16 protein-coding genes and 1 pseudogene are annotated in these 16,892 nt (G+C 66.8%); 8 read left to right on the top strand and 9 right to left on the bottom strand.

The window, feature by feature from the left end; genetic code table 11:
• Positions 1–267: 267 nt before the first annotated feature.
• Positions 268–948: an HAD family phosphatase gene (locus JYJ84_RS12470; RefSeq protein ID WP_175219044.1), complete on the bottom strand. Its 681-nt coding sequence runs from the start codon at positions 946–948 to the stop codon at positions 268–270.
• Positions 949–971: 23 nt separating this feature from the next.
• On the bottom strand, positions 972–1,916 hold the full coding sequence (locus JYJ84_RS12465; RefSeq protein WP_122948681.1) for a choline ABC transporter substrate-binding protein: 945 nt from the start codon (positions 1,914–1,916) through the stop codon (positions 972–974).
• A 275-nt stretch (positions 1,917–2,191) separates the two neighbouring features.
• On the opposite strand from JYJ84_RS12465, the gene JYJ84_RS12460 reads away from it, so the two are divergent.
• From JYJ84_RS12460 to JYJ84_RS12445, 4 genes are all read left to right on the top strand, one after another.
• On the top strand, positions 2,192–2,872 hold the full coding sequence (locus tag JYJ84_RS12460) for an MgtC/SapB family protein (protein WP_175219046.1): 681 nt from the start codon (positions 2,192–2,194) through the stop codon (positions 2,870–2,872).
• Positions 2,873–2,915: 43 nt separating this feature from the next.
• Positions 2,916–3,683 (top strand): DeoR/GlpR family DNA-binding transcription regulator, encoded by a 768-nt coding sequence (locus tag JYJ84_RS12455; protein ID WP_174958904.1) that lies wholly within the window; start codon positions 2,916–2,918, stop codon positions 3,681–3,683.
• A gap of 131 nt (positions 3,684–3,814) precedes the next feature.
• On the top strand, positions 3,815–4,306 hold the full coding sequence (locus JYJ84_RS12450; protein WP_174958907.1) for a molybdopterin-dependent oxidoreductase: 492 nt from the start codon (positions 3,815–3,817) through the stop codon (positions 4,304–4,306).
• Between the two features lie 105 nt (positions 4,307–4,411).
• Complete coding sequence (locus JYJ84_RS12445) at positions 4,412–4,735, top strand: winged helix-turn-helix domain-containing protein (protein ID WP_122948685.1); 324 nt, start codon at positions 4,412–4,414, stop codon at positions 4,733–4,735.
• Between the two features lie 114 nt (positions 4,736–4,849).
• On the opposite strand, the gene JYJ84_RS12440 is transcribed toward JYJ84_RS12445, so the two are convergent.
• The 4 genes from JYJ84_RS12440 to motA all read right to left on the bottom strand — a co-directional run bounded on the left by JYJ84_RS12440 (position 4,850) and on the right by motA (position 8,909).
• Complete coding sequence (locus tag JYJ84_RS12440) at positions 4,850–6,196, bottom strand: DUF2325 domain-containing protein (RefSeq protein ID WP_122948686.1); 1,347 nt, start codon at positions 6,194–6,196, stop codon at positions 4,850–4,852.
• Positions 6,197–6,316: 120 nt separating this feature from the next.
• Complete coding sequence (locus JYJ84_RS12435) at positions 6,317–6,844, bottom strand: hypothetical protein (protein ID WP_175219048.1); 528 nt, start codon at positions 6,842–6,844, stop codon at positions 6,317–6,319.
• Positions 6,845–7,081: 237 nt separating this feature from the next.
• Entirely contained in the window at positions 7,082–8,029 is a 948-nt protein-coding gene (motB, locus tag JYJ84_RS12430) for a flagellar motor protein MotB (RefSeq protein ID WP_175219050.1), read from the bottom strand.
• 10 nt (positions 8,030–8,039) lie between these two features.
• Positions 8,040–8,909, bottom strand: a complete 870-nt coding sequence (gene motA, locus JYJ84_RS12425; protein ID WP_122948689.1) for a flagellar motor stator protein MotA — start codon at positions 8,907–8,909, stop codon at positions 8,040–8,042.
• Positions 8,910–9,426: 517 nt separating this feature from the next.
• Between motA and JYJ84_RS12420 the strand changes: the two genes are divergently transcribed.
• On the top strand, positions 9,427–10,290 hold the full coding sequence (locus tag JYJ84_RS12420) for a patatin-like phospholipase family protein (RefSeq protein ID WP_175219052.1): 864 nt from the start codon (positions 9,427–9,429) through the stop codon (positions 10,288–10,290).
• A 141-nt stretch (positions 10,291–10,431) separates the two neighbouring features.
• Here JYJ84_RS12420 and JYJ84_RS12415 read toward each other — a convergent pair whose 3' ends face one another.
• The 3 genes from JYJ84_RS12415 to JYJ84_RS12405 all read right to left on the bottom strand — a co-directional run bounded on the left by JYJ84_RS12415 (position 10,432) and on the right by JYJ84_RS12405 (position 13,938).
• Positions 10,432–11,913: an aldehyde dehydrogenase family protein gene (locus tag JYJ84_RS12415; RefSeq protein ID WP_175219054.1), complete on the bottom strand. Its 1,482-nt coding sequence runs from the start codon at positions 11,911–11,913 to the stop codon at positions 10,432–10,434.
• 22 nt (positions 11,914–11,935) lie between these two features.
• A complete protein-coding gene (speB, locus tag JYJ84_RS12410; protein ID WP_175219056.1) occupies positions 11,936–12,886 on the bottom strand; it encodes an agmatinase in 951 nt (316 codons plus the stop codon).
• A gap of 167 nt (positions 12,887–13,053) precedes the next feature.
• Entirely contained in the window at positions 13,054–13,938 is an 885-nt protein-coding gene (locus JYJ84_RS12405) for a helix-turn-helix transcriptional regulator (protein ID WP_175219059.1), read from the bottom strand.
• Between the two features lie 197 nt (positions 13,939–14,135).
• Here JYJ84_RS12405 and JYJ84_RS12400 point away from each other — a divergent pair, with 197 nt between their 5' ends.
• From JYJ84_RS12400 to JYJ84_RS12390, 3 genes and pseudogenes are all read left to right on the top strand, one after another.
• A complete protein-coding gene (locus tag JYJ84_RS12400; protein ID WP_027789860.1) occupies positions 14,136–14,480 on the top strand; it encodes a cupin domain-containing protein in 345 nt (114 codons plus the stop codon).
• Positions 14,481–14,565: 85 nt separating this feature from the next.
• Positions 14,566–16,023, top strand: coding sequence for an FAD-binding oxidoreductase (locus JYJ84_RS12395; protein ID WP_174958922.1), 1,458 nt, complete (start codon positions 14,566–14,568; stop codon positions 16,021–16,023).
• 107 nt (positions 16,024–16,130) lie between these two features.
• Positions 16,131–16,892, top strand: a pseudogene (locus JYJ84_RS12390) (MFS transporter); the annotation flags it as partial.

Raw genomic sequence — 16,892 nt, 5'->3', positions numbered from 1 at the left:
GCCGAGCGCGGGGCGGCCGCGCGCCCGCCCGCCACGCTGGCTGCCGTGCCCGGGTCGCCGTCGCCGCAAGCGGCCAGCGTGCACAGGAGTGCGATCATGAAAACGCCGCGCCAGTGCGGAAAGCGGCTTTCCGACCGGCGCGAGTTGACGATTTGCTTTCGATCCGATTCGAATCGGATTCCTGAATGATTAAGGCCGTTGCTGCGTGCTCCGTATTTCATTACCCCTCCAGACATGAAAAATGGACAGCAGAGAATATCGCCCGAATCAGAACAACTTCATGACAGGCCACCCGCGCGTACCTGCCACTTGCAACAGCTTCGAGTCGGGATTGGTGGCGACCGGATGCGTGACGTAGTCCAGCAGCGGCACATCGTTGATCGAATCGCTGTAGAAGTAGGTGCGCTCGAAATCGGACGGGGCGTAGCCGAGTGATGCCAGCCACTCGGTGGTGCGCACGATCTTCCCTTCACGGAAGCTCGGCACGCCCGTGCTGCGTCCCGTGAACGCACCGCCCGGCGTGCCATCGTCGGTATCGAGCTCGATGCCGAGCAGGTGCTCTATACCGAATTCGGCTGCGATCGGCCGCGTGACGAAGACGTTGGTCGCCGTCACGATGCAGCAGAGGTCGCCGCTCTCGCGATGCCGGTCGACCAGTTCACGCGCCTGCGGCGTGATCGCCGGACGGATCACTTCGTCCATGAACCGCGCATGCCAGCGCTCGAGCACCTTGCGCGGATAGCGGGTGAGCGGCGCGAGCGTCACGGCGAGATACGCGTCCATGTCGAGCGTGCCGGCCGCATAGTGGCCGTAGTGCTCGTCGATCAGCGCCACGTGCGCGTCGTCTTCCCGCCAGCCGACCCGCGTGATGAAGCGGCTCCAGGCCTGGTCGCTGTCGAGCGGCAGCAGCGTGTGGTCGAGGTCGAACAGCGCGAGATTCTTGTACATGGGTGGTTCCTTGTGTTGCGTGTTTATGCGCCGATGAGTTTCTCGATCGCGTCCTTCGCGTTCTTGCCGTCGATGGTCGTGACGCCGTCGAGCCACTTCGACAGCACGCCGGGGTTCTTCTTCGCCCATTCCTTCGCCACGGCGACCGGGTCCGCATGATTCATGATCGGCACCATCAGCTGGTTCTCTTCGTCGGTCGTGAACTTCAGGTTGGTCAGCAGCCGGCCGACGTTCGGGCAGCGTTCGAGGTAGCCGGGCGTGACGAGCGTGTAGACCTTCGCCGAGCCGTAGTTCGGGCCGAACACACCGTCGCCGCCGTCGAGATAGGCGATCTTGTAGTTGATGTTCATCGGATGCGGCTCCCACGCCAGGAACACGATCATCCGGTGCTCCTGCACCGCGCGCGTGACCTGCACGAGCATCCCGGCCTCGCTCGATTCGACCAGCTTGAAGCCGCCGAGCCCGAACTCGTTCTTGTCGATCATTCGCTGGATCAGCGCGTTGCCGTTGTTGCCGGCGCCGATTCCGTAGATCTTGCCGTCGAGCTGGTCGCGGAACTTGGCGATGTCGGCGAAGCTCTTGAGGCCCTTGTCGGACGCGTACTGCGGCACGGCCAGCGTGTAGCGTGCGCCGATCAGGTTGGGCTGCGGAAGCTGGTGGACGGCGCCGGCATCGACGAACGGCTTCACCGTCGGCGTCATGCTCGGATCCCAGTAGCCGAGGAACGCGTCGATCTGTGCCTTCTTCACGCCGGCCAGCACGATCGGCGGCGACGCGATCGTCTTGGTCGCCTCGTAGCCGAGCCCGTCGAGCAGCATCATCGCGACGCCGGTGGTGGCGGCGATGTCGCTCCAGCCGACATCGCCGAGCGTCACCTTTTTGCAGACGTCGCCTTCCGACGCGTGAGCGGGGGCCGTCGCCAGCGCTGCCAGCAGCGTAGCTGCGAGCATCCATGCCTTCTTCATCATGTTGGTCTCCTAAGCAAGTGTTCCGGATCGTGTTGCCTGAATGGTCTGACGATTGATCGTGCTGATCGGATGAAACAAACGAACTTGGGTCTGGCTTTGTAGTTTTGCGTACCGTATATTGGAACGCACAAAATCGCAAGATCGCACAAAAATACAACCTGCCGGTTGCCGGTTGCCGGGTTTGGCGATGGGCAGGCGAAGGCAGGAAGAATCGGGCGGCGGCCCAGGCGGGCCGTGCTTCATCGGGTAGGCCAGGCAAAGCAAGGAGACTTCGGATGATCAGTCAGCTGGAAATCATTTCCCGCCTGTTGCTGGCGGCACTGCTCGGCAGCATCGTCGGCATCGAGCGCGAGCGCCTGTCGTGGGCGGCCGGATTGCGCACGCACATGCTGGTGGCCGTGGGCGCCGCGCTCGTGATGGTCGTGTCGGCGTTCGGTTTCGCGGATATCCAGAACGCGAAGAACGTGTCGCTGGACCCGTCGCGCGTCGCCGCGCAGGTGGTGTCGGGCATCGGCTTCCTCGGCGCCGGGTCGATCATGCTGCGCGGCGAAATCATCCGCGGCCTGACGACCGCGGCGAGCCTGTGGGTCGTGGCGGCGGTCGGGCTGGCCGTGGGCGGCGGCATGTACGTGGCCGCGATTGCCGCGACGGCGATCGTGCTCGCGATCCTGGCCGGCCTGAAGCCGATCGAGAAGCGCTTCTTCGCCGCGCGGCAGCGCTGGGGCGTGCGCATCCTCGCGAGCCGCGGCGCGGTGAAACTGACGTCGCTGCAGGCGATGCCCGGCATCGACCAGGCGCGGATCGTCCAGTTCATCATCGAACAGGACGACGCCGCGCCGGACGACGACCGCATCCACGTGGTGTTTTCAAAGATGACGAGCAGCGAGTTCCAGGCGGTCCGTCAATCCCTGCAGACCCTCGTCGGCATCAAAAAGATGGAGGAGAGCGCAGCATAGTTCGCCATTCGAATAACATTGACGCTCATTCCGAGGACATTCCATGTGGCAAGAAGAGCGATACCAGAGGATCCGGCTTCTGTTATCGAAGATGCAGCGCGTTTCCACCGACCGGATCATGGCCGACCTGAACGTGTCGCGGGAAACCGTGCGGCGCGATCTCGTCGACCTCGAGGCGCTCGGTGAACTGAAACGCGTACACGGCGGCGCGGTGCAGGTGGGCGACGAAGCACCGATCGCCGAGCGTGCGCAGACGCATGTGAAGGCGAAGCTGGCGATCGCCCGCGCGGCGGCCAGACTGGTCACGGGCTCGCAAACGCTGTTTATCGACGCGGGCACGACCACGACGCTGCTGGCCGAGGAGCTGGCGAAGCTGTCGGGCCTCACGATCGTCACGAACTCGATCGACGTCGCACTGAAGATGCGGTCGAGCGACCCGGGGCAGACGAAGAACGAAACGATCCTGCTCGGCGGGATGATCGGCAGCCGCGCGGCCGCGACCGTCGGCGATGGCACGGTTGCCGAAATTTTCCGCTACCGCGCCGATCTCGCGCTGCTGTCGCCGGTGGGCGTCGATGCCGTCCGTGGCGCGACCAACTACGACCGGATGGAAACCGAAGTGGCGCGCGCGATGGTCAGCAACGCGGCGGACGTCGCGATCCTGGCCGATTTCAGCAAGCTCGGCACGAACAGCAGGATCAGCTTCTGCGAGCCGGCGCGGATCGGCGCATTGGTGACGGACCAGAAGGCGGAATCGGTCGACAGCTACAAGAGTCTCAAGAAAGCCATCAAGAACATCGTGCTGTCGTAGCGTGGGGCACGATCGGCCGCCGTTATGCCGCTCATGCGGCGCACCTTCTGCCGGCCGGTTTTTTAGCGGCGTAATATATCCGTCGATACAACGCAGGCACGCCCACCGGCGGGCCGTCATGGAGGCGGGCGATGGAGATGGCAGGGACGGCGGCGCCTTCGGCGCATCAGGCGGCAGCGGGCTCGATCGCGCTGACGGGCGCATTCGAGCGGCCGATGACGGTGACGCTCGACGACCTGCGCCGGCACGCGAGCGCGACGGCCGAGCCGTTCGACCTGCGCTGCTTCACGACGAACCGCTTCATCCGCTCGGTCGCGCCGTATCGTGGCGCGCGGCTGAAGGATCTGCTCGACGCAGCCGGGTTGCGCAACGACACGCCGGGCGACTTCAAGCGCATGGTGTTCATCGCGCATGCGCACGACGGCTACGCGGTCACGTTTTCCTGGCATGAACTGTTCAACACGCCGGTCGGCGAACACGTGATCGTCGCGTTCGAATGCGGCGACGCGCCGCTGTCGATCGACGACGGCGCGCCGCTGCTGTTCTCGGGCGCCGACCTCCTGCCCGCGCCGCGCCACGTGAAGCGGCTGGCCGGCATCGTCGCGCGCGTGCTCGAGGTCTGAGCCGGCACGCGTCGCACCGGCCATCGTGTATGCTTGCCCGCATCGTTCAAAGGGCGGGACAACATGAAGACACCGGCACACCCCAAGCCTGAGGTGCGGTTCAGGATGCGTATCCAGCAAGCCGATACGATCGCGCTCGGCCCGGGCAAGGTCGCGCTGCTCGAAGCCGTGCGCGAGCACGGTTCGATTTCGGCGGCGGCGCGCAGCCTGAAGATGTCGTACCGGCGTGCGTGGTTGCTGATGGACGAACTGAACCGCTCGCTGAAATCGCCGGCGACGGTGTCCGAGCATGGCGGGCAGAGCGGCGGCGGCAGTGCGCTCACGCCGGTCGGCGAGGAGATCATCCGCCTCTATCGCGAGATCGAGGCGCGGGCTTACGCGGCTTGCGCCGACGAAATTACCGCGCTCACGAAAATGGTGCGGCGCTGAAGGTGCGTTGCGTGTCCGCTTGCCGTTGCCCGGTGGCCTGTTCAGGCTGACGACGGGCTTTCACCGGCCCCTCGAAGGGCAGCGCGCAACGCATGCGACGAAGCGAATCCGGCCCTAGCCGTGCCGCAGGCAGAAGCGCGGCGTATCGCCCGTGGCGGCATCCGGCGCGATGACATCGCGCGCCTGCGCATCCAGCCGCCCGATCAGTTCGACGAAGCTGGCGACGCTGGCCGTCCGCAACGGGTAGTACGCGATGTGGTGGCGTTCGCAGATGCGCTTGAGCAGGTTCATCGAATCGTGGTCGATACAGTCGACCGGGAACACGACCATCCGCGCGCCCGGTAGCGCCGCGGCCAGCAGGCCCTTGCGGTCCTCGATGCCGCCGTCGTGCAGCGTCACGTCGCCGCCGGCCGTTTCGACGATCCGCTTGATCGCCCGGTTCGAGCCCGGGCGCCCGCCGACGTACACCAGACGCGTGCCCTGAAGGATCGACAGCGGATCGGCCGCGCGTTCGGCGGGATCGTCCGCCGACGCCTGCACCGCCTGTTCGATCGCGCTCGCTTCGGCGCGCAGCGTCTTTACCATCGCCATCAGGTCGTCGAGCCGCGCGCGCATCGCGCGGGCGCTTGCCTGTTCCGCAGCGATCCGCTGCTCGGCCGCTTCGCGGCGGCTCGTGTGCAGCGCGAGCCGTTCGTCGCGCGCGGCCAGTGCTTCGCGCAGTTCGTGTACTTCGTCGCGCAATACGCTTTCAGCCGCCAACGGCTGCGCGTGCTGGCGCGCGGCAAGGGCATCCCGCTCCTGCAGCGCCGCGTCGCGCTGCGCGCTCATGTCGTGCAGGCGCACCTGCTGCCGTTCGAGCTTCGCGTGCAGCGCCGCATTCTCTTCCTCCAGCGCAACCAGCCGCCGGATATCGGCGCGATTGGCCGCGCCGACCAGGTGCGACAGCATGTGCAGGTCGCCGAACGCGGCCTGGCGCACGCCCATCGTCGTGCGCGGATGCGTCATCAGCGCCCAGTACGCGGGCGGAATGTCGCCGCTCTTCAGTGCATCTTTCCAGCGCGCGAGGAGTTCGTCCGCATCCTTCGCGCTGTCGAATGCGCGGATCGCGCCGGCGTAACGCTCGTCGAGCGCCTTGTGCAACGCCTTCGCGCCGGCCGTGCCGCCGATCGCGAGCTCGACGGCCGCGTGATGGATGTCGAGGTCGGTCGCGTGCTGGCGGTCGAGGTCGGTGAACTTCGGTACGAGCCTGCGCAGTTCATGCGTGGTCAGGCAGGTGCCGATGATCGAGCAGTGCAGGTTCGCATCGAGCTCGGACAGGCGCGCGCGGCGCTTCAGCTCGGTCAGTTGCGCGCGCGACGGCGCGCAGCATGCGTCGACCCGCGTGCCGGTTGCCGCGGGCAGGTTACCGCCGGGCGACGAGAGATCCGCCGTGCGGGCAAGGCGAAAGGGCGGAGCGTGCATGTTGACCTCTGTCCGGCGTGGTCGAGCCGGAGACGGATGCGCGAAAGATTCGCGAAATATACCACGGAATATAACGCACGAAATTCCGGGGAAATCACGGGTTAACGCGGCGTGGCGCGGTCAGCAGAGCGCGGTTGAATGGTCGGTGAGCGAGCGTGCGGACGGGGCCTCGGGCGAAACGGGGAGCGACGCAGGCGCATGACGCTCCATCACGTACTCGACGCACAGCCCGACGAACAGCAGGTCGACGCGCTCCAGCGCGGCGACCGCGTCGTGCATCGCGGCCGGGTCGTTGCTGAACGAATCGGAGAACACGTCGTCGCGCGTGCGTTCGAGACGGCGCGCGTGGCCGATCGCCCGTTCGAGTTCGGGCAGGCGCGTGAAGCGGGCGGCGCGGGCCTCGTCTTCGAGTGTCGACAGCAGTTCACGAAAGCCCAGGGCGGACAGCGCGTCGTCGGCGTGGGCGGCCGAGAACATCCGGATGAAGCGCACGACGCTGCCGCGCAGGCGCCGGAATGCGTCGACGACATCGGTGACCTGCTGCGCACGCGCGTCGCTCGACAGCGGCCTGAGCGCGCGGATCTTGCGCGCGAGCGGCTGTTCCCGTGCGGTGCGCTGCGGGGCGCGATCCGTCGGCGTGCGGGGCATGGTGAGTCTCCGGAAGTGCAGGTATCGATATATTCTACGGAATATATCGAATGCGGAGAAAAAGACGGCACCGCGGATGAGACACGGTGCCGTCAACGGCCTGAGCGGCCGACTGGTCAGTCAGATGTTACGCAAGGCCGTTCCGAACGCGGCCATGAAGCGGCGGTACACGCTGTCGGGCACGAGGATGTGCACGGTGGCCGCGCACATCCGGCCCGCATGCGTGAACGCGTGCGCCTAATGCTGCCGCGTGACCGCCGCCGGCAGCACGGCGGCCCGGGCACCGGCCGTCTCGTCCATCGTCGTCCGGCCGCCGTCCCGAAAGAACGCCTGCTCGGCGGCATTGTTCATCACGAGGATGCTGATGCGGCGATTGGTCGGCTCGTCCGCCACATTCTTGTCGAGCGGCAGCACATCCGCGAGCCCGCGCACCTGGAGCAGCTTGTCTTCCCGCAATCCGCCCGCAACCAGCGCGCGCCGCGCGGCGTTCGCGCGATCGCTGGAGAGCTCCCAGTTCGAATAGCCCGTGGGGCCGTCGGGATACGGCGTCGAATCGGTATGCCCCGCGATCGACACGCGGTTCTCGACGTCGTCGAGTGCCGTACCGATCTGGGCGAGGATCGCAGTGGCATAGCTTTCGGGTTGCGCACTGCCCGACGCGAACATCGGGCGCTTGAGGGAATCGACGATCTCGATGCGCAAACCTTCGTGGGTGATCGCGATCCGGATCTGGTCCTGGTACGCGCGCAACGACGGGCTTTGCGCAATCGCGGCGGTCAGCTTCGCCTTCAGGCGTTCGAGCTTTTGCGTATCGACGATGGCGGCGAGTGCGGCGGGCGCGCTCGCCGGCACCGGCTGCGCTTTCGAGTCGATCGCCGGCGCCGGGTCGGACAGATCGCGGCCGCCCCCTTGCACGACGCTCGGACGCGGTGCCTGCGCGTCTTTCCCGCCGGACAGGAGTGTCGACAGCGGCGTGTTGAAGTAATCCTCGATCCCCTGCTTGTCGTACTTGGAGACGGAGCCGAGCAACCACATCAGCAGGAAGAACGCCATCATCGCCGTGACGAAATCGGCGTAGGCGATTTTCCATGCGCCGCCGTGGTGGGCGTCGTGGTCCTCGCCATTCCTGCGGCGCACGACGACGAGCGGGGCCTGTTTCGACGGATTGGAGCGACTGTCGGCCATGGCGCCCCCGTTACGCGGCCTTGGGCGACTTCGTCGCGCGGACGGCCTCGTCGAGCTCCTTGAAGCTCGGGCGATCGGCCGTGAACAGCACCTTGCGGCCGAATTCCACCGCCACCGCCGGCGCGTAGCCGCTCATCGACGCGAGCAGCACGGCCTTCACGCACTGGAACGGCTTGGCCGCTGCGCGGCCCTTCGCATGGAGCAGATCCGCGAGCGGGCCGACGAAGCCATACGCGAGCAGGATGCCGAGGAAGGTGCCGACGAGCGCGCCGGCGATCATCTTGCCGAGCACGGCGGGCGGCGCGCCGACCGAGCCCATCGTATGCACGACCCCCATCACCGCGGCGACGATGCCGAATGCCGGCAGGCCGTCCGCCATCTTCTGGATCGCATTGGCCGCGACCGATGCCTCCGCGTGGTGCGTATGCAGTTCTTCATCCATCAGGTCCTGCATTTCCAGCACGTTCACGTTGCCGCCCGACATCATCCGCAAGTAATCGACGATGAAGTCGAGCAGGTGATGGTCGCCGAGCACGTGCGAATACTTCTGGAACAGCGGGCTTTGCTCGGGCGCGTCGACGTCGGCCTCGAGCGCCATCATGCCGTCCTTGCGGGCCTTCTGCAGCAGCTCGTACAACAGGGCGATCAACTCGACGTATTGCTGCTTCGTATAGCCGCCGCCCTTGAAACAGGTCGGCAGGCTCTTGATCGTCTTCTTCAGCGTCGTGACCGGATTGCTGACGACGAACGCGCCCAGTGCGGCGCCGAAAATGCATAGCAGCTCGAACGGTTGCAACAAGGCCGGCAAATGTCCACCCACGCCGACAAAACTACCGATCACCGACCCGATGACGACGATCCACCCGATGGCTACAAACATGATTCCCTCGTTCGCGACTTGCGCTGCTGCATGCGTTGTTCAAAAGCGAGCGGGAAGTCCGGCTATCCCGCTCCGTGCCCGCGACGGCCCCGGGTCGCTGCGTGTCGGATGCGAACCGGGCCGTCGTCCCGATGCGCTGCAAAACGACGCCAATCGGCGGGTGTTGATGCAATAACGGCGATCGTCCGGACAACTGAAGCCGTGATTCCACGTATCACGCACGGCGAATGCGTTGCATACGTTTGCGCGTGCCGATGTGCGCGGCTTTCTTGATCGAGGTCAAAAAGTGCGCGGCCGTTGCGCGAAGTTCCATATGGATGCGACCCGGAAGCAGGGCGGCGCATCACGTCGCCCTCTCCAAAAAGGTGCGTCGCGGAATTCCGGGGAGCGCGGCGCGCATCGGCGGCCGACCGGGGCTGGATCCGTGTGCCGGCAGGGTTTTCATCAGGACATCCGGGGCGCCGCACGATCCATCATGGTGAATGCACTGTCGCAGCCAACCGCAGGAGGGCGCACCGTGGCTTCCGATCCCACTCCCTCGACCGCCTTCGTGTTCGCCGGCGGCGGCAGTCTTGGCGCGATCGAGGTCGGCATGCTCCGCGAGCTGGTCGCGAGCGGCGAACGGCCCGATTGCGTCGTCGGCGCGTCGGCGGGCGCGATCAATGCCGCCTATTTCGCCGGCCGGCCGGACGCGGACGGCGTCGCGATGCTTGCCGCGCTGTGGTGCAGGATTCGCCGCCAGGACGTCATGCCGTTCTCGTTGCGCAGCGTCATCGCGATGCTGCTGCGCAACCGGCCGCATCTGGTCGAGGCCGATGCGCTGCGCCGGCTGCTGGAAAAGAACCTGCCGTACCGGCGGATCGAGCAGGCCGCGCTGCCGCTCCACATTGTCGCGACCGACGTGCTGTCCGCCGGCTCGGTCGTGGATGCCGTGCAGGCCAGCGTGGCGATTCCCGGTGTGTTTCCGTCGGTCAGCATCGGCGGCGTGGAACTCGTCGACGGTGGCGTCGCGAACAATACGCCGATCTCGGTTGCGATCGCGCTCGGCGTCAAGCGGATCGTCGTGCTGCCGGCCGGGTTCGCCTGTGCGTTGCGCGTCCCGCCGCGCAGCCCGATCGCGCATGCGACGCACGCACTGACGCTCGTGATCGCGCGGCAACTGGTGCGCGATCTGGCGCTGTACGCGGCACGCGCGCAAATCCATGTGGTGCCGCCGCTCTGTCCGCTCGACGTCTCGTCATACGATTACTCGCAGTGCGCGCAACTGATCGACAAGGCCGCGGAACGCACGCGCGCATGGATCGATGCGGGCGGGCTCGCGGAGTGTGCGATTCCTGGCGAGCTGCGCGAGCACGATCATGCCGCGGCGCGGTCGCATTGACGGTTGCGCACGCGCCGTGCAAACGCATGACCGACGAATGCCGATTGCCGGGCTCGCTCCCTGGACGCTCGGCAGAACCGCAAAAAAAACGGCACCGTGCGTGAGGCACGGTGCCGCCAACGGCCTGAACGGCCGCTCTGGTCAGTCGATCGCGCGCATCGCGTGGCGCAGTTCCTGATAGCTGCGCAGCCCTGCAACGCCGAGTTCGCGGCCGATGCCGCTGAGCCCGAAGCCGCCCCAGCACACGTGCGGGTAGATGAGCTGCGGCGCATTGATCCACACGAGCCCCGCGCGCACGCGCTGCTGGAATTGCTTCGCGATGGCCGCATCGCGCGTCACGACGGTCGCGACGAGCCCGTAGCGCGTGTCGTTCGCGATCGCGATCGCTTCGTCGTCGGTGCGGAACGATTTCACGCACGCGACGGGGCCGAACACTTCGTCGGTCCACAGCGGGTTGTCGGCGGCCGGCTCGGCGATCACGACAGGCGCCATGAAGAAGCCGTCGCCGCCGGCATCCGTCACCCGGCCGCTGAAGGCGACGCGTGCGCCCGCATCGATGCCGTGCTGGAGCATCGCTTCGACGCGCGTACGCTGCGCGGCCGAGATCAGCGGCCCCATCGCGACCTGTTCCGCGGCTGGCGGCGCGACGACGAGCGCGCGCACGGCGGTCTCGAACGCCGCCATGAAGCTGCGGTACACGCTGTCGTGCACGAGGATGCGCGCGGTGGCCGAGCACATCTGGCCCGCGTTCGTGAAGGCGCCCGCGACCGCGAGCGACACGGCGACGTCGAGATCGGCGTCGTCGCGCACGATCAGCGACGACTTGCCGCCGAGTTCGAGCGTCACGCGCTTCATGTCGACGGCGGCGGCCTGCATGACCTTGCGGCCGGCCGCCGTGCTGCCGGTAAACGAGATCTTGTCGATCAGCGGATGCGCGGTCAGCGCCGCGCCGACCTCGGCGCCGCCGTTCACGACGTTGACCACGCCGGCCGGCACGCCGGCTTCGGCGACGATGTCGAGCAGCGCGTGTTCGGTGGGCGACGTCAGTTCGGACGGCTTCAGCACGACCGCGCAGCCCGCCGCGAGCGCGGGCGCGAGCTTCCACGCGGTCGTGACCATCGGGAAGTTCCACGGCATGACGAGCGCCGCGACGCCGACGGAATCGTAGAAGCGTTCGGCCGTGACGGCGTCGCTCGGCAGCGCGACCGGTTCGGCCGCAAACAGCGCCGGGTCCTCGCACAGCTTCGCGTAGTACGCGAACGTCGCGGCGACGTCGCCGACATCGGCCTCGGCTTCGAACGGCGGCTTGCCGCTCACCTGCATCTGCAGCGCGGCAAGACGATCGCGCGACGCTTCGACGCGCTCGGCGATCGTTGCGAGAATCCGGCCGCGCTCGGCGGGCGGCGTATCGCGCCAGCCGGGGAACGCATCGCGCGCGGCGCGCACCGCGGCGTCGACGTGTGCGGCCGTCGCGAATTCCTGCCAGCCGATCGCTGTACCGGTCGACGCATTGAAGATCGGCGCACCGGGCGCGTCGGCCTGCGTGCGCACGGGCTGGCCGGCGATGTGCGCGGCGGGCAGCACGAACGTGGCGGTGGAACGGGAAAGCTCGGCAGTGGACATGAGGGTCATCCTGTCGGTCGGGTTAGCGGTAGGCGACGCCCGGCATCACGCAGAGCATCTCGAACACGAGGTTCGCGCCCGTGAGCGCGGTGGTGCCGGTCGGATCGTACGGCGGCGCGACTTCGACGAGGTCGGCGCCGACGATGTTCAGGCCCTTCATCCCGCGCACGATCTCGAGGCCCTGCTGCACGGTGAGGCCGCCGATTTCGGGCGTGCCGGTGCCGGGTGCGAACGACGGATCGAGGCCGTCGATGTCGAAGCTCAGGTAGACCGGCGTGTCGCCGACGCGTTCGCGCACCTGCGCCATCAGCGGCGCGAGCGACTTGTTCCAGCATTCTTCGGCCTGCACGACGGTGAAGCCCTGCTGGCGGCACCAGTCGAAATCGTCCGCGTGGTAGCCGGTGCCGCGCAGGCCGATCTGCGTGACCTTGTCGCATTGCAGCAGCCCGTCTTCCACCGCGCGGCGGAACGGCGTGCCGTGCGCGATCTTCTCGCCGAACATCGTGTCGTTCACGTCCGCGTGCGCGTCGACGTGCACGACGGCGACCTTGCCGTACTTCTTGTGCAGTGCGCGCAGGATCGGCCACGCGATCGTGTGGTCGCCGCCGAGCGTGATCGGCCGGCAGCCGTTCGCGACGATCTCGTCATAGGCTTCCTCGATGCGGCGCACCGAGTCCTTCAGGTCGTACGGATTGGTCGCGACGTCGCCGATGTCGGCCACCTGCAGCGAATCGAACGGCGCCGCGCGCGTGGCCATGTTGTACGGGCGCAGCAGCACGGATTCGGTGCGGATCTGGCGCGGGCCGAAGCGCGAGCCCGAGCGGTTCGACGTGCCGAGGTCGAGCGGCACGCCGACGAAGCACACGTCGAGGCCGTCGGTCGTCGCGGCTTGCGGCAGCCGCATCATCGTGGCGATGCCGCCAAAGCGCGGCATTTCGTTGCCGCCCATCGGTTGATTCAGTTCGCGGGGCATGGGCCGTCTCCTTTCTTGTGAGGTCAAGCGATCGGCCGATGGTAGTGGAGAACGCCCGCGCGAAGATTTTGAAGTCGCAACGTTTACATCGACGGGCTTCGATGCAAGTAGCGCCGCCGCATCGACGCGGCGCAACCGAACGCGGCCGCGCGGCGCGGCCAGGCGTGTCAGCGCGGGATGGCGGGTGGCGCGGCGCCGTCGTGCAGGCCGGTAGAAGGGAACGCGGTGGATGCCGAACCCCATGCGGCGAGCTCGCGCTTGGTGCGCACGCCGAGCTTCGAGAACGCGCGCTTCACGTACGACTCGGCCGACGCGACGCGCACGCCGAGGATCTCGGCCGTCTCCGGCACGGTCTTGCCGGAGAGCAGGTGCTTGCAGGTTTCGTATTCGCGCTTCGACAGCTTCACGCCGTCGGCCGCGATTCGCGCATCGAACTGCGCGAGCGGATGGACTTCGGGTGTCGGATGCGCGACGCGCCGCGCGGCCGTGGTCGACGCATGCAATTCGAGCAGCGGGAACAGCATGTCGCTGATGCTGCGAAAGCGGTTCATCTCGGCGAGCGTGAACGGCGGCCGGTCGCGGCCGCGCTCCAGCGCGATCGAATGCTGCGCATAGCGCGTGCCGCGCGCCAGCACGCATTCGTGGCCGATATGCACGTCGTCGAACAGCCGCTGGCGGAATTCGCCGGGCGGGATCGCCGCAATGTCGCGAACGACCAGCATCGTGCCTGTCTTGCCGCGCAGCCCCGCGAACAGCGGGTCGCTGTCGAGAAAACGCTCGTAGTAGAGCGTCATCACGTCGGAGATTTCGGTGGATTCGGTATCGATGCCACTGCTGCCGATCCATTCGCATCGATAGCCGGTAGGCATCGAGCCGTCGACGCGCGAACGCTCGACATGCGCGACGTCGAGCGGCACCACGTCATTGAGCAGTTGCGTGAGGCGCGGCACGAAGTGCGGCGTGCCGACCGTCTCGATCAGCTCGCCCAGCGCCTTGAACGACACGTTGAAACGGTCGTCGTCACGGTGGAAGGGGTTCACGTTGAGCAGCATGCGGTTCCCCGGGTGAAAGGCGGCGCGATTGTAGCGTTCGCAACCGAAAACGTCAGTAGGGGGAAACACCGTCGGTTGTCCTGTCGACCCGTTTGCCCCGGAAAACACCGCTTGTCCCCCCCGGAGGGGGGCATACCGGGGCAGTGTAAATGAGTAACTTTGTCTCTGCTTTTTTCAATCAAGAGACGAAGATTCAGATGACCAAACTGATCAAGGACATCCTGCCGCTCGGCGCAGGCATTGGCGAATTCACGAAGCTCGACTTCGGCATGGACGAAAGCGACTGGCGCGCGGCGGAAGGCAAGAGCGGCAACTACCTCATCGGCTGGTGGGAAGGGAAAGTCGGCTCGGTGGAGTTTCCGGAAACCGCGGCCGACGAAGCCGTGTGGCTCGTCGAGGGCCGGATCGCGCTGACCGACGTCGAAGGCAACCGCAAGGAATTCACGCCGGGCCAGGGCTACCTGCTGCCGGCCGGTTTCGCGGGCCGCTGGGAGACGATCGAGGACGCGAAGAAGTTCTACGTGCTGCTCGAGAAGTCGTGATGTCCGGAGCCGCCGCCGTGGTGTCGTCGTCCGTGTGACGCGCGCCCGGCGGCGGTTTCGCTTTTCGCGTGTGATGGCTGGGATCATGGAAATGGAAGTCAAAACAAGAGAGACTGCACCGGAGCAGGCGCACGCCACGCGTGGCGCGCCGGTCGCATTGGGCGTCGAGGCGGCGCTCGCGAATACGAAGCTGTTCCCGTACTGGCTCGACAACCCGGCGGCGCCTGCGACCGAGCCGGAGCTCGTCGGCGACGTGACGGCCGATCTGCTGATCGTCGGCGGCGGCTTTACGGGGCTGTGGTCGGCCGTGCAGGCGAAGGAACAGATGCCGCACCTGAACGTGGTGCTGATCGAGGCCGGCAAGGTGGCGCACGGCGCATCGGGCCGTGCGGGCGGGATCATCTCGACGTCGGTGATGCACGGGCTGCCGAACGCGGTGCGCGTGTTCCCGAACGACATCGCGCAGCTCGAGGAATTCGGCCATCACAACCTCGACGGCTTCGAGGACACGCTGAAGCGCTACGACATCGACGCCGACATCGAGTGGAACGGCGAAATGACGGTCGCGGTCGATCCCGAGCATATCGCGCACCTGAAGGGCGACTACGACCTGCATCACGAGTACGGCCACAACGTCGTGCTTCTGAACCGCGAGGAAACACTCGAACAACTGAATTCGCCGCTGTTCGCGGGTGCGCTGTGGTCGCGCAACCGCAGCGGCATCGTGCACCCGGCGAAGCTTGCGTGGGGGCTGAAGCGCGCGGCGCTGAAGCTCGGCGTGAAGCTGTACGAGCACACGCCGCTCGTGACCGTGACCGACGAAGGCAGCACGGTGTTCGTGAAGACGCCGAAGGGCAGCGTGCGTGCACCGCGCGTCGTGTTCGGCAGCGGCACCGCGAAAGTCGGGATTCCCGATATCAACCGCCGCGTGATGCAGGTGCGCGACCACGTGCTCGCGACCGAGCCGCTCACCGACGAGCAGCTCGCGCGGATCGGCTGGAAGAACCGCCAGGGCGTGTACGACACGCGCACGCAGCTCAACTATTTCCGCCTGACGAAGAACAACAACATCATCTTCGGCGGGCTGGTGAGCTATCACTTCGACGGCGACCCGGAGCCGCACCAGGACGGCCAGCGCGAAACGTACTACCGGCTCGCGGAAGCGTTCTACCGCACGTTCCCGCAACTGAGCGACGTGCGCTTCTCGCACGCGTGGGGCGGACCGATCGACTACTGCTCGCGCGGCTCGGTGTTTGCGAAGCGCTATCTCGGCGACAAGGCCGTGTTCGTCGCCGGCTATACGGGCTTCGGCGTCGCGGCGAGCCGGTTCGGCGCGTTCATGGGGCTGAACATCCTGTTCGATCGCGACAGCCCCGAGCGCAAGCTCGACATCGCGAACCAGAGCCCGAGCTACATTCCGCCGGAACCGATGCGCTGGATGGCCGCGAAGATCACGTTTCATGCATTTGACGGCGCGGATGCGGAAGGCGGCTGGAAGCGCGCGTGGATCAGCGGCATCAAGGCGATGGGCTTCCCGATGTAAGCGATGACGCGGTGGCACGGCACCACGCCGTGCTGCCGCCGTAGCGACACCAAAAAATGATCCCCAGAGGAGACGGTCCGCACCGCGGACACGGAGAGAGACACCAGATGAATGTAGTCAACCTGCAGGATGAAGCGCGACAGGAAAGCGCGCGGTTCGTCGTCGTGATGCTGCTGCTCGGCATGCTCGGGCCGACGGTCTTCCTCGGCCTGCCCGCGATCGTCGGGCAGGTCGAGCGTCATTGGGGCTTCGGCGAAGCGGCGCTCGGGCTGTCGAGCTTCATCGAGGTGCTCGGTGAATCGACGGGCACACTGCTCGTCGCGTTCGTGCTCGGCCGCCAGCCGGTCCGCTGGGTGCTCGCGGGCGCGGTGACGCTCGCGGCCGGCGCGAACCTCGGCACGCTCGCGACGCACGGGCTGGTTGCGTATTCGGCGTTGCAGTTCATCGCGGGCGTCGGCTCGGGCGGGCTGAACGGCATCGCGCTGCGCTACCTGTCGTATTCGCGTGCGCCGGAACGCAATCTCGGGATCATGCTGATGGGGCAGGTGACGTGGAGCATGGTGTTGCTCGCCTACATCTTCCCGATGCTGAGCGACACATGGGGCGCGCACGGCGTGTTCGGCTTCGTCGCGTGCGTGCTCGGCATGTTCGTGCTCGCGACGCCGCTGTTTCGCCGCGGCGAGACGATGGCTGCACCGACGCCGGCCGGCGTCGCCGGCCGCATCGACCGCAAGGGCGCGATGCTCGTGCTGTGCGCGCAGCTCGCGCTGTACGGCGGCGTCGGCGTCGTGTGGACCTTCCTCGAGAAGATCGGTACTGCTGCGGGCCTGAGCGGCAAGTCGGTGTCGCTCGTGCTCGGTGCGGCGAAC

The sequence above is a fragment of the Burkholderia sp. LMG 13014 genome, assembly GCF_905232215.1.
Lineage (GTDB): Bacteria > Pseudomonadota > Gammaproteobacteria > Burkholderiales > Burkholderiaceae > Burkholderia.
This window is presented reverse-complemented; position numbering and strand designations above follow the sequence as displayed.

Excerpts from the sequence above, each read along its gene's own strand:
- JYJ84_RS12470 (WP_175219044.1), bottom strand. The coding sequence starts at position 948 with ATGTACAAGAATCTCGCGCTGTTCGACCTCGACCACACGCTGCTGCCG.
- JYJ84_RS12465 (WP_122948681.1), bottom strand. The coding sequence starts at position 1,916 with ATGATGAAGAAGGCATGGATGCTCGCAGCTACGCTGCTGGCAGCGCTG.
- JYJ84_RS12460 (WP_175219046.1), top strand. The coding sequence starts at position 2,192 with ATGATCAGTCAGCTGGAAATCATTTCCCGCCTGTTGCTGGCGGCACTG.
- JYJ84_RS12455 (WP_174958904.1), top strand. The coding sequence starts at position 2,916 with ATGTGGCAAGAAGAGCGATACCAGAGGATCCGGCTTCTGTTATCGAAG.
- JYJ84_RS12450 (WP_174958907.1), top strand. The coding sequence starts at position 3,815 with ATGGAGATGGCAGGGACGGCGGCGCCTTCGGCGCATCAGGCGGCAGCG.
- JYJ84_RS12445 (WP_122948685.1), top strand. The coding sequence starts at position 4,412 with ATGCGTATCCAGCAAGCCGATACGATCGCGCTCGGCCCGGGCAAGGTC.
- JYJ84_RS12440 (WP_122948686.1), bottom strand. The coding sequence starts at position 6,196 with ATGCACGCTCCGCCCTTTCGCCTTGCCCGCACGGCGGATCTCTCGTCG.
- JYJ84_RS12435 (WP_175219048.1), bottom strand. The coding sequence starts at position 6,844 with ATGCCCCGCACGCCGACGGATCGCGCCCCGCAGCGCACCGCACGGGAA.
- motB (WP_175219050.1), bottom strand. The coding sequence starts at position 8,029 with ATGGCCGACAGTCGCTCCAATCCGTCGAAACAGGCCCCGCTCGTCGTC.
- motA (WP_122948689.1), bottom strand. The coding sequence starts at position 8,909 with ATGTTTGTAGCCATCGGGTGGATCGTCGTCATCGGGTCGGTGATCGGT.
- JYJ84_RS12415 (WP_175219054.1), bottom strand. The coding sequence starts at position 11,913 with ATGTCCACTGCCGAGCTTTCCCGTTCCACCGCCACGTTCGTGCTGCCC.
- speB (WP_175219056.1), bottom strand. The coding sequence starts at position 12,886 with ATGCCCCGCGAACTGAATCAACCGATGGGCGGCAACGAAATGCCGCGC.
- JYJ84_RS12405 (WP_175219059.1), bottom strand. The coding sequence starts at position 13,938 with ATGCTGCTCAACGTGAACCCCTTCCACCGTGACGACGACCGTTTCAAC.
- JYJ84_RS12400 (WP_027789860.1), top strand. The coding sequence starts at position 14,136 with ATGACCAAACTGATCAAGGACATCCTGCCGCTCGGCGCAGGCATTGGC.
- JYJ84_RS12395 (WP_174958922.1), top strand. The coding sequence starts at position 14,566 with ATGGAAATGGAAGTCAAAACAAGAGAGACTGCACCGGAGCAGGCGCAC.